Origin of the sequence: Sporosarcina sp. NCCP-2222, from assembly GCF_023168145.1 — a bacterium.
Classification (GTDB): domain Bacteria; phylum Bacillota; class Bacilli; order Bacillales_A; family Planococcaceae; genus Sporosarcina.
In genome coordinates this window covers 1-12,169 of record NZ_BQYK01000013.1, presented here as the reverse complement: position 1 = coordinate 12,169, position 12,169 = coordinate 1, and the positions used below count along the sequence as shown (strand labels likewise).

Sequence of the window (12,169 nt, the reverse complement as noted above, 5' to 3'; positions counted from 1 at the left end):
AGTCGTTTTCATTGTAGATTGGTTCCTATCTGTGTTAAGATTTACAATAGTTTTCTGTTGAAGAAATGAGGAGGCTTGGGATGAATCGAATACTTCGATACTTTCTATTATACGGACTGATTTTTCTTGCCATCATGGGGATTTTCAGTTCACTAAATAATCCGAATCCAAAGATGGAAGATATCACCACTGACAAATTTTATAGTGAGTTGGAAAAAGGCAATGTTGAGTCTATCACACTTCAACCGGTCAATTCCGTCGTGAACATCGTCGGGACGATGAAAGGGTATGAAGAAGGCAAGAAATTTACGACCAACATCCTGTCTAGTGATACAACAGTGATGAACCAGTATATGGATAAGGGTAAGGCGAAAAATCCAGAGCTGATTATCAAGCAAGCTCCTGAAACGAGCGCGTGGGTATCCTTCTTTACAGGACTTGTTCCATTCATCATCATTATCATCCTGTTCTTCTTCTTGCTGAACCAAGCGCAAGGAGGCGGCGGTGGCCGTGTCATGAACTTTGGTAAGAGCAAGGCAAAGCTTCATACGGATGAACGCAAGAAAGTGCGTTTTTCGGATGTTGCGGGTGCGGATGAAGAGAAGCAGGAATTGGAAGAGGTTGTTGACTTCCTGAAAGACTCCAGGAAGTTTGCCGAGCTTGGTGCTCGCATTCCGAAAGGGATCTTGTTAGTAGGACCACCGGGAACAGGTAAGACATTGTTGGCCCGTGCGGTAGCAGGAGAAGCGGGCGTGCCGTTCTTCTCGATTTCCGGTTCTGACTTTGTTGAGATGTTTGTCGGTGTCGGTGCATCCCGTGTTCGTGACCTATTCGAGAATGCAAAGAAAAATGCGCCTTGTATTATCTTTATCGATGAAATTGACGCGGTTGGCCGTCAGCGTGGCGCCGGTCTTGGCGGTGGCCATGATGAGCGTGAGCAGACTTTGAACCAGTTGCTCGTTGAAATGGATGGTTTCGACGGTAACGAAGGAATTATCATTGTCGCTGCGACGAACCGTCCAGATATTTTGGACCCGGCTCTTCTTCGTCCGGGACGCTTTGACCGTCAGATCACGGTTGGCCGTCCGGATGTAAAAGGCCGCGAAGCAGTGCTTAAAGTGCATGCGCGCAATAAGCCGCTTGATGAATCAGTTAACATGAAAGCTCTTGCGCAGCGGACACCAGGTTTCTCCGGTGCTGATCTTGAGAACTTGTTAAATGAGGCTGCACTTGTTGCTGCCCGCAGAGGAAAAGCGAAAATTGATATGGCGGATATTGATGAAGCGACAGACCGCGTTATTGCAGGTCCAGCTAAAACAAGCCGCGTCATTTCCGAAAAGGAAAAGAATATCGTCGCCTTCCACGAAGCAGGACACGTTGTTGTCGGCCTCAAGTTGGATGACGCTGAAATCGTCCATAAAGTAACCATCGTTCCACGCGGCCAGGCAGGCGGATACGCAGTTATGCTGCCGAAGGAAGATCGTTATTTCATGACGAAGCCAGAGCTTCTGGACAAAATCGCGGGTCTATTAGGCGGCCGCGTCGCGGAAGAAATCGTGCTTGGCGAAGTTTCGACAGGCGCGCACAATGACTTCCAGCGTGCCACGGGAATTGCGCGTTCTATGGTGACTGAATACGGAATGAGCGACAAGCTCGGACCGATGCAATTCGGCCAGGCGCAAGGCGGTAACGTGTTCCTTGGCAGGGATTTCAATTCCGAGCAGAACTATTCCGACTCGATCGCATATGAGATTGATCAGGAAATGCAAAGAATTATTAAAGAACAATACAATCGGACTAAACAGATCCTTACAGAGAATCGTTCACTTCTCGATTTGATTGCGACGACACTTCTCGACGTGGAAACACTTGATGCCGAGCAGATCAATCATTTGAAAGATCACGGTACATTGCCGGAGCGTTCGTATGAGCGGAATGGCAAAGAAGAACAAGCCGATGCGTCGAAAGATGATGCCGAATCAAAGGATGAAGTGAATCCGGATGTTACAGGTGCACCGAACGATCCATCTGTTGCGGATTTGCCGAAAGAAGCTGGCCCAGAACGTCCTCTTCCATCAATCGAAGAAGAACGCAGGGACTGATAGGAAACAGTCGACTGACTTTTATAAAAGCAGTCGACTGTTTTTCATTCCATCGATTATGGTATGATGTTCTGGAAAACCCGATGTTAGTGAGGAAACGATTATGATCTTAGTGTTGGATACAGGTAATACAAATATCGTGCTAGGCGTTTATGAGCAAGGCGTATTGAAATATCATTGGCGGATGGAGACCTATCGCCATAAAACGGAAGATGAATATGCGATGTCAGTAAAAGCATTATTCTCCCATGTCGGATTGGAGTTTAGCGACATCACAGGAATCATCATCTCTTCCGTCGTTCCGCCGGTCATGTTCCCGCTTGAACAAATGTGCCGGAAATACTTTGATATCCGTCCGTTGATTGTCGGTCCTGGCGTCAAAACGGGATTGAATATTAAATATGAAAATCCGCGTGAAGTTGGGGCGGACCGGATTGTCAATGCGGTTGCGGCGATCCATGAGTATGGAGATCCGCTCATCATCGTTGATTTTGGAACAGCGACGACGTATTGCTATGTCAATGAGAAGGGCGAGTACATGGGAGGCGCTATTGCTCCTGGTGTGGGCATTTCAATGGAAGCTCTTTTTGACCGGGCATCCAAACTGCCTCGCGTCGAACTGGTACGTCCGGAACAGGTGATTGGGAAGAATACAGTTGCTGCCATGCAGGCGGGGATTGTCTATGGCTATGTAGGACAAGTTGAGGGTATCGTCGGCCGGATTAAGGCGCAAAGTAAAGTAGAACCAAAAGTCATTGCAACAGGCGGGCTGGCAGATTTAATTGCAAGCGAGACGGATGTCATCGATGTTGTCGACAGCTTTTTGACGTTAAAGGGACTTCATTTGATTTATGAACGAAATGTGTAAGAGGAGTGTAAATGATGAGTGATTATTTGATCAGAGCGCTAGCGTTCGATAATACAATCCGGGCCTATGCGGTTCGTTCGACTGAGACGGTAAGCGAGGCGCAGCGGCGCCATTATACTTGGCCGACTGCAACCGCTGCATTAGGTCGATCCATGACAGCTACTGTCATGATGGGTGCCATGCTGAAAGGTGAAGAGAAACTGACGGTTAAAATTGAGGGGAATGGCCCTCTTGGCCCGATTGTCGCCGATGCGAATGCAAAGGGTGAAGTGCGCGGGTATGCGACACACCCGCAGACTCATTTCGATTTGAATGAAAAGGGCAAACTTGATGTCCGCCGGGCTGTTGGGACCGAAGGAATGCTCACTGTCGTGAAGGATTTGGGGCTTCGCGATTATTTTACAGGACAGGTGCCGCTCGTTTCTGGTGAAGTTGCGGAAGATTTTACGCAGTATTTTGTCGTATCTGAACAAGTGCCATCCGCAGTTGGGTTAGGTGTGCTTGTGAATCCGGATAATACTGTGAAAGCAGCAGGTGGATTTGTTATTCAAGTCATGCCGGGTGCAACAGATGAAACAATTACAGAGCTCGAGAAGCGTATTTCTACCGTAGAGCCGATCTCAAAATTGATCGACCGCGGATTGACACCAGAAGAAATTTTGGAGGAAGTGCTCGGTCGTGATAATGTACAAGTAATTGACCGGATGCCGGTAACCTTCAGTTGTAATTGTTCGAGAGAGCGTTTTGGCAATGCGATTATCGGTCTCGGAGAAAAAGAGATCCGCGACATGATTGAGGAAGATGGCCAAGCGGAGGCGGAATGCCACTTCTGTTTAGAAAAGTATGTGTATACGAAAGAAGATCTGGAAGGTTTTATTGATGAAATACGGTCACAGGCGTGAAGCGCAGGATGCGACCCATCCGGCTAAGCGTCGGCTGAAGACAAAGCCCTTGCTTATCTTAATCGGCGTTTTGCTGTTCACGAACTTGCTTTGGTTCATCGGGTGGCTGATTCCTGATAAACGGCCAATCGAAGCGACAGAAGAAGTCGCTTCGATCGCCGGCAAGCCGATCACGCGGGCAGACTGGCTGCGGGCGATGGAGAAGAAAGTGGGCCGTGATGTGTTGCTGGAGCTGGTGAATGAACGGGTCATGGAAGAAGCGGCAAAAAAGTATGGAATTAAAGTGACCGACGATGAAATCAATCTCGAGTTGGCACTTATTTCAGCAGTAGACGGGCAAACCCATTCGGGCCTGGATGCTGAGGAGACGAGGCAGAAAATTCGCTCCAATCTCATCCTGGAAAAAGTATTGACGAATGATGTCGTGATTACGGATAAAACGGTCAAGGCTTACTATAAGAAAAACGAATCCTTGTATAATATCCAAACGGCTTATCGGACGGCCGCCATCTTCTTGCCGACAGAGGAAGAAGCGAAGAAGACTGTCGAGGAATTGGAAAAGGGATCTGATTTCAATGCCCTTGCCAAAGAACGTTCCACAGATTTGGCGTCTGCCAGCCTGGGCGGGGATTTAGGCTACTTGAACGCATCTTCAGAAACGGTAGATGGAGCAATCGTAAAAGCCATTCCTACAGTAAAAGAAGGCGGTACAAGTGATGTCATCCGTTTGCAATCTGGTACATATGCAGTCATTCAAGTGAAGGAAGTCATCGAAGGCCGTTCTTTCTCTTATAATGAAGTGGAAGATCATATTCGGAGGGAACTTGCGCTTGAACAATTATCTCAATCTGTGACACCGGAAGCGTTCTGGAAGGAGTTTGACGCGGAATGGTTTTACGGAAAGTGACAGATAGCTCGTTTGAATAGAAGCAAAAGCGACGGAGGGGCGGCAGGCTCGGGCGTCGCTTTTTTATGTTTGGACGACACTTGGTGAGGGGATAGGGAAAAGTAATGGCATAAGAAGACGAGTGGATCCATAACTTGTATGGTCAGCGGTTGTTTTCATCGCATTTGGCTCCGAGTTGACAATTGGAACGAATAGGGCGTATTATTAATACTATAAAACATATGAAAGTAGTAGGGATTAGGAGAGGATACGATATGACAAAAGTGGGGAATTCTGTTGCGGACTTGGTAGGACAAACGCCGTTAGTTCGTGTAAACAAATTGACAGGTCCTGATGATGCAGAAATTTATTTGAAATTAGAGTATTTTAACCCGGGTTCCAGTGTAAAAGACCGGATTGCCCTTGCAATGATTGAAGCGGCAGAAAAATCCGGTGAATTGAAGGAAGACAGCACGATTATCGAACCGACTAGCGGCAATACGGGGATTGGTTTAGCGATGATTGCGGCGGCAAAAGGATATCGTTCTGTCCTTGTCATGCCTGACACGATGAGCTTGGAGCGGAGAAACCTATTGCGGGCGTATGGCGCTGACTTGGTGTTGACCCCGGGAGCCGAAGGAATGAAAGGTGCCATTGCAAAAGCGGAAGAGTTGGCAAAGGAGAATGGCTGGTTCATGCCACAGCAGTTCAATAACGAAGCGAACCCCGAAGTGCACCGTCTGACAACAGGTCCGGAGATTGCGAATGCGCTGGATCGTGTGGATGCATTCATTTCGGGTATCGGTACAGGTGGCACAATCACAGGTGTAGGCGGCGTGTTAAAAGAAAGATTCCCGGAAGTGAAAATTGTAGCTGTTGAACCGGAAGATTCCCCGGTATTATCTGGTGGCCAGCCGGGTCCACATAAAATCCAAGGTATTGGTGCTGGATTTGTTCCGAAGGTGTTGGATACGGATATTTATGATCAAATTATCCAAGTTTCTAATGATGATGCGTATGATACAGCCCGCCGTGCAGCGCGTGAAGAAGGCGTGCTGGGAGGCGTTTCTTCTGGAGCGGCCATTTTCGCTGCTTTGCAAGTGGCAAAGGAGCTCGGGAAAGGCAAAAAAGTGGTGGCTATCCTGCCGTCTAACGGAGAACGCTACTTGAGTACCCCTCTATATAATTTTGAGGAAAGTGAATAAGATGGAAAACAGCGGAGGGAGCGAACAGCCCCCTCCTTTTTTTATGCGTCTTTATTTTATGCTTTTTTTATAGTGGCGTGATTGCACTTTTTCGCGTTAAGATGAGGGTACCAAAGCAATAGAAGGAGAATGCGAGAATGGATACTCGGCAACTGGAATATGAAACTGCAAAAATGACGAGAGAGGCCTTTTTTTATGCATACAAAACGCTTGCAGGTGAAACAGAACGGCATGTTCTGCTGGAAAGCGGCCGAACCGGCAAACTCTGTATTGCCGGGATTAACCCGCTCGCTACCTTGCAGGCATCCGAAGGCAGCCCGTTGGAAGTGACTTGGCGGGATGGCACAACGGAAACAAAGTCAGGACAAGATCCGTTGGCAGCGATCGAGTCGTTTCTCAGCTCTTTTGAAGTTGGCTCTGTGCCTGAACTGCCGGAATTTCAAGGCGGAGCGATTGGGTTTGTCAGCTATGATTATGTTCGCAGGTATGAGACTTTGCCGTCTGTTGCGATAAATGATTTAGAGACACCGGATGTCTATTTTTATTTGTTTGATCAGTGGGCAGTGCTCGATACGGAGAATGAACAGGTTTATTTTATGGCATTGCCGGATTGTAGTGCATGCCCGAAGCAGATGAAGGAGAAATGGCTGGATGCTGCGGCAAAAGGGTTGGAGACGAGGAAATTCGATTTGCAGGTGAAGGCTGTTCCGACTGCGGTGCCTGAAGAGATCCGTTTTTCTGTCGATGCGGCGCAATTCGAGCGGATGGTGGTAGAAGTTCAGCGTTATATCGAGTTGGGAGACGTTGACCAGGTAAATCTTTCAGTCCGCCAATCTGCAATGCTGCAGGCAGATCCATTGGATATGTATGAGGCGCTGCGTGCCATCAACCCATCCCCTTACATGGCTTCAATCGGTTCACCTGATTTTGCCGTTGTGTCCGGTTCGCCTGAACTACTTTTGAAAAAGCGTGGAGATGTTGTTAGCACGAGGCCAATTGGAGGAACTCGGCCTAGAGGGAAAGATGAGGCAGAAGATCGGGAGCTAGAAGCCGAATTGCTGTCGAATACGAAAGAGACGCGAGAGCATAAAATGCTCGTTGACGTCGAGCTCGATGACTTCAGCCGGATCTGCGCTGAAGGGACTGTGGAGACGGATGAGTTCATGGTCATTGAAAAGTATTCGCATGTCATGCACTTAGTATCTAATTTGCGTGGAGTGGTGCGAGAGGATCAGACGAATGCCGACGTTATCCGGGGTGTTTTTCCGGGCGGGTCGATTACCGGAGCGCCTAAAGTCCGAACGATGGAATTGATCGAAGAACTGGAACCGACGCGGAGAGGATTATATACCGGCTCCATCGGCTGGATCGGCTTCAACGGCGACCTTGACTTGAACATTGTCATCCGCACTGCGTATATAAAAGGCGGAGAAGCCTTCATACAAGCCGGTGCAGGGCTCGTTTCGGATTCCATTCCGAAAGCCGAGTATATCGAGTCGTTGAATAAAGCGAACGCGCTATGGCAGGCGAAAGAAATGGCGGAAGCAGGCCGAGTGAAAAAAGGCATGCCGCTATGATTTGTTGGATGAATGGTGCGGTTTATCGAACGGAGGAAATTCTTATTTCTCCACTCGATCACGGTTTTTTATATGGCGTCGGTTTTTTTGAGACGTTCCGTACATACGGCGGCAAGGTGTTTTTATTCAAAGAGCATATGGCGCGACTGCGATCGGCTTTGAATGATTACAACATTTCTTTCCCCTATACGGATGCTGACATAAAGGATGCCGTCCGAATCTTGACAGAGAGATCGAATGGAGAGGACGGTTATTTCCGTTTGAACGTTTCTGCGGGCGTGCATGAAATTGGATTGGCCCCCTCAGCATACGACACGCCGAATGTCCTGTTATTTCGGAAAGAACTGTTGAAGACGGAGAGAGGGACGGAAAAGAAGGCGCAGTGGCTTTCAACGCCCCGAAACAAACCAGAATCAGGGGTGCGGCATAAATCACACGCCTACTTGAACAATGTCCACGGCCGGTTGGAAATCCAAAGCTTACGAGATCAGGAAGGCCTCTTTTTGACGCCGGACGGCTTTGTGGCGGAAGGCGTGACATCGAATGTCTTCTGGGTGAATAATGGACGGCTGTATACGCCGGCAGTCGGTACGGGGATTTTGCCGGGGACGACCCGGGCGTTCATTATCCAGCATGCTGCGCACCAGGCAGGGCTGGAAGTGACGGAAGGCTATTTCAGACAGAGGGAGCTGGAAGCTGCCGAAGAAGTGTTTATTACAAATGCCATCCAGGAGATCGTCCCGATCCGAAATATAGGGTCATATATGTTTGCGGGAAATGCGGGGCTTTATTACAAACGATTGCACCAGATCTACAAGGAAGCAATTGAAGCGATTGAGGAGTGACAACTGTGGAATTGACATATGCGAATGATGTGTACCGGTTTGGCCGTACTGAATTTGATTTTAAAAAAGAGACGGTTGTAATGGGCATTCTGAATGTAACGCCTGATTCATTTTCGGACGGCGGAAAATACGGCCAAATTGACGCGGCGCTGCGTCATGCGGAAGAGATGCTGCGGAATGGCGCGAAAATCATTGATATAGGCGGGGAATCAACCCGTCCGGGCCACCAGCCGGTTTCCTTGGAGGAAGAACTGGAGCGTACAATTCCGGTAATTGAGGCACTGGCTAGGGAGCTGGATTGTGTCATCTCTATCGATACCTACAAAGCGAAAGTCGCCGAAGAGGCATTGAAAGCAGGAGCTCATATTATCAATGATATTTGGGGAGCCAAGCGGGAGCCGGCTATAGCAAGTGTGGCAGCCGAGTTCGGCGCTCCAATCATCTTGATGCACAACCGGGAAGAGGCAGTATATCAAGGTTCTTTCCTGGATGAAGTCATCCGTGACTTGGAAGAGAGCGTGGAGATTGCAATCAAGGCGGGCGTTGCGCAGGGTGACATTTGGTTAGACCCCGGAATCGGGTTTGCGAAAAACACGCAGCAAAATGTGTGGACGATGCAGGGGCTGCGCAGAATCTCAGACTTGGGCTATCCGGTCCTGCTCGGTACGTCCCGCAAATCAATGATCGGCGCAATACTCGGCCTACCTGTCGAGGAGCGCATGGAAGGAACAGGCGCCACCGTCTGCTTCGGTATTGACAATGGTTGTCATATCATGCGGGTGCATGACGTGAAAGAAGTGGCACGCATGGCGAAAATGATGGATGTTCTGGCGAATAAAATGGAGGTTAAGTAAGGGGGACTTCACATGGATTATATTCATTTGCACGAAATGGAGTTTTACGGATACCACGGTGCGCTACCAGAAGAAAACCGGTTGGGGCAGCGCTTTCGGGCTACCGTGATACTGGCGGTTGATTTGCAAGAAGCAGGCCGCACGGATGATTTGAATAAAACGGTGAATTACGCAGAAGTATATGAACTAACTAAGTCAGTTGTCGAAGGGCGCCCGTATCAGCTGATCGAAGCGGTCGCAGAAGAAATTGCAGCACAAGTATTACGAGTATTTTCGGATAAGGTAACAGGCGTCCGGGTTGTTCTTGTGAAGCCGGATCCACCGATTCCGGGACATTACGCGGCGGTTTCCGTGGATATCACCAGGGGGCGTTTCGAATGAACACCGCTTATATTTCAATTGGCTCCAATATCGGGGACCGGCTTCATCAACTGATGGAAGCTGTACGTGCGTTGCATAGCCATAAAGGGGTTACTGTCGTCAACCTTTCGTCTGTGTATGAAACGATTCCAGTTGGGTATACCGACCAAAGTGACTTTTTAAATCTCGTCGTGAAGGTGGAAACAAGTTTAAAAGCGCAGGATTTGCTGTCAGTTTGTCAACAAATTGAAAATGAACAAGGGCGCGTTCGAACGGTCAGATGGGGCCCGCGGACGGTTGACCTTGACATTCTGCTCTATAATAACGACAATATTGAATCAGAGAACCTGCTAGTGCCGCATCCTCGCATGCGTGAAAGAGCTTTTGTTCTCATTCCGCTGCTGGAAATGGAGCCGCTCATCGAACATCCGGTGACAGGATTGCCTTTTGCGGCAGAGCCTGCTGTATTGGACAGCGGAGTGGTACGTTGGATGGAAGCTAAGAGGCTTATGGATTTTTGGAGCAAGCCGGAATAAAGAGTTTCTTCTATATACGGTGTATATTTATATATGAAGGATGAAGAAAAGCCGTCATCTCTCGTGGCGGCTTTTTTTACATAGGCACTTTGTGTACAATAAGGTTATGCCATAAGAGTTATGTACGAACAATGGTTAAAAGGAGTGAACGAAAGAAATGTCCCATTTGGATGAATTGAACGATCAACTATTGGTGAGACGCCAAAAGATGGATGAGTTGAGAGGGAAGGGCATTGATCCGTTCGGCATGCGATTTGAACGGACGCATCTTTCCAATGAAATACAAGAAGCTTATGAAGGCGTTTCGAAAGAGGAGCTGGATGAGCAGGCAATTGAAGTAAAAATCGCTGGACGGATCATGACGAAGCGTGGAAAAGGGAAAGCCGGCTTTGCGCACGTGCAAGATCTTGGTGGCCAAATTCAAATTTATGTGCGTCAAGATGCGGTAGGCGAAGAGGCATATGAATTGTTCGATGATGCAGACCTTGGAGACATCGTCGGTATTAAGGGGCTAGTATTCAAAACAAAGGTCGGAGAACTTTCCATTAAGGCGAAAGAATTCACGGTCTTGACGAAAGCGCTGCGTCCTTTGCCTGATAAATTCCATGGCTTAAAGGATATTGAACAACGGTATCGCCAACGCTATTTAGACTTGATTTCTTCTGAGGAAAGCAAAGAGACATTCATTACAAGAAGCCGTATCATTCAATCGATGCGCCGTTACTTAGATAACCAAGGCTTCCTTGAAGTGGAGACACCGATGCTCCATTCTATCGCAGGAGGCGCAAGTGCGCGCCCGTTCATTACGCACCATAACACGCTTGATATGGAACTCTATATGCGTATTGCAATTGAATTGCACTTGAAACGCCTAATTGTCGGCGGCCTTGAAAAGGTATATGAAATCGGACGTGTATTCCGTAATGAAGGAATCTCGACGCGCCATAATCCTGAATTTACAATGATGGAACTATATGAAGCGTATGCAGACTATGAAGATATTATGGAATTGACGGAGAACATGATCGCTCATATGGCTCAAGATGTGCTTGGCACGACAAAGGTTCAATATGGCGAGGACATGATCGACCTGGCTCCGGGTTGGAAGCGACTCCATATGGCGGATGCGGTTAAGGAATATACAGGTGTAGACTTCTGGAAAGAGATGTCGAAGGAAGAGGCACATGCCCTTGCCAAAGAACATGGTGTTCAAGTAACAGCGATGATGGAAGTGGGACATGTCTTAAATGAGTTCTTTGAACAAAAGGTAGAAGAGCAGCTAGTTCAACCTACATTCATTTACGGTCATCCAGTCGAAATCTCTCCGCTGGCGAAGAAGAATCCAAAAGACGAGCGCTTCACGGATCGTTTTGAGTTGTTCATCGTACGGAGAGAGCATGCGAATGCCTTCACGGAATTAAATGATCCGATTGACCAGCGTGCCCGTTTTGAAGCGCAGCTGGTGGAAAAGGAACAAGGCAACGATGAAGCACATGAAATGGACGAAGATTTCATTGAAGCGCTTGAATATGGTTTGCCGCCTACAGGTGGACTCGGCATCGGTATCGACCGTCTTGTCATGTTGTTGACCAACGCCCAGTCGATTCGCGATGTATTGCTATTCCCGCAAATGCGTTCAAAGGATTAACTACCTGCCCGCATAACACGTAAAGTACGTTGTTATGCGGGTTTTCATAACTTCTTATGAAAAAACAAATGTTTTTTTGAAATAGGTATTGCAAACAAGTTAGAGAGCTGTTATATTAGATAACGTTGCACTTCCGATAAACAAAAACAACAAAAAACGGTTGAAAAAGAAATCGAAAAAAGTTGTTGACAGGAAATCAACAGAGTGGTAAGATATAAGAGTTGCTGCTACGAGCTAGCAACGAAATGAACCTTGAAAACTGAACAGCAAAACGTCAACAATAAAGTCGGAACCCGGCCCTGTCGGGAAGAAGACAAACATGAATCTTCGGATTCAAAATTGACATCTTAAATGATGCCAGCAAGAAACTCGAGCTATTCGAATTT

Annotated in this window: 11 protein-coding genes; all 11 read left to right on the top strand. The window is 47.8% G+C overall.

Annotated elements, in window-relative coordinates:
• Positions 1-80 precede the first annotated feature (80 nt).
• On the top strand, positions 81-2,102 hold the full coding sequence (gene ftsH / locus NCCP2222_RS19255) for an ATP-dependent zinc metalloprotease FtsH (RefSeq protein WP_248514019.1): 2,022 nt from the start codon (positions 81-83) through the stop codon (positions 2,100-2,102).
• A gap of 103 nt (positions 2,103-2,205) precedes the next feature.
• Positions 2,206-2,970, top strand: a complete 765-nt coding sequence (locus NCCP2222_RS19250) for a type III pantothenate kinase (RefSeq protein WP_248514017.1) — start codon at positions 2,206-2,208, stop codon at positions 2,968-2,970.
• A gap of 14 nt (positions 2,971-2,984) precedes the next feature.
• Positions 2,985-3,872 (top strand): Hsp33 family molecular chaperone HslO, encoded by an 888-nt coding sequence (gene hslO, locus NCCP2222_RS19245; RefSeq protein WP_248514014.1) that lies wholly within the window; start codon positions 2,985-2,987, stop codon positions 3,870-3,872.
• Entirely contained in the window at positions 3,850-4,779 is a 930-nt protein-coding gene (locus NCCP2222_RS19240; protein ID WP_248514013.1) for a peptidyl-prolyl cis-trans isomerase, read from the top strand. The genes hslO and NCCP2222_RS19240 overlap by 23 nt, the downstream gene beginning before the upstream one ends.
• Positions 4,780-5,033: 254 nt before the next feature.
• Entirely contained in the window at positions 5,034-5,963 is a 930-nt protein-coding gene (gene cysK, locus NCCP2222_RS19235; RefSeq protein ID WP_248514011.1) for a cysteine synthase A, read from the top strand.
• Positions 5,964-6,100: 137 nt separating this feature from the next.
• Positions 6,101-7,540 carry an anthranilate synthase component I family protein gene (locus NCCP2222_RS19230; protein ID WP_248514010.1) on the top strand — a complete coding sequence of 480 codons (1,440 nt, stop codon included), beginning with the start codon at positions 6,101-6,103 and terminating at the stop codon, positions 7,538-7,540.
• Complete coding sequence (gene pabC / locus NCCP2222_RS19225) at positions 7,537-8,385, top strand: aminodeoxychorismate lyase (protein WP_248514008.1); 849 nt, start codon at positions 7,537-7,539, stop codon at positions 8,383-8,385. Before NCCP2222_RS19230 ends, pabC begins: the two co-directional genes overlap by 4 nt.
• Positions 8,386-8,390: 5 nt before the next feature.
• Positions 8,391-9,239: a dihydropteroate synthase gene (gene folP / locus NCCP2222_RS19220; RefSeq protein WP_375709225.1), complete on the top strand. Its 849-nt coding sequence runs from the start codon at positions 8,391-8,393 to the stop codon at positions 9,237-9,239.
• Positions 9,240-9,251: 12 nt separating this feature from the next.
• The gene (gene folB / locus NCCP2222_RS19215) at positions 9,252-9,620 is read left to right on the top strand and encodes a dihydroneopterin aldolase (protein ID WP_248514007.1); all 369 of its coding nucleotides are present in this window, start codon (positions 9,252-9,254) and stop codon (positions 9,618-9,620) included.
• Positions 9,617-10,135 carry a 2-amino-4-hydroxy-6-hydroxymethyldihydropteridine diphosphokinase gene (folK, locus tag NCCP2222_RS19210; RefSeq protein ID WP_309295980.1) on the top strand — a complete coding sequence of 173 codons (519 nt, stop codon included), beginning with the start codon at positions 9,617-9,619 and terminating at the stop codon, positions 10,133-10,135. The genes folB and folK overlap by 4 nt, the downstream gene beginning before the upstream one ends.
• A gap of 157 nt (positions 10,136-10,292) precedes the next feature.
• Complete coding sequence (gene lysS / locus NCCP2222_RS19205; RefSeq protein ID WP_248514006.1) at positions 10,293-11,783, top strand: lysine--tRNA ligase; 1,491 nt, start codon at positions 10,293-10,295, stop codon at positions 11,781-11,783.
• Positions 11,784-12,169 lie beyond the last annotated feature (386 nt).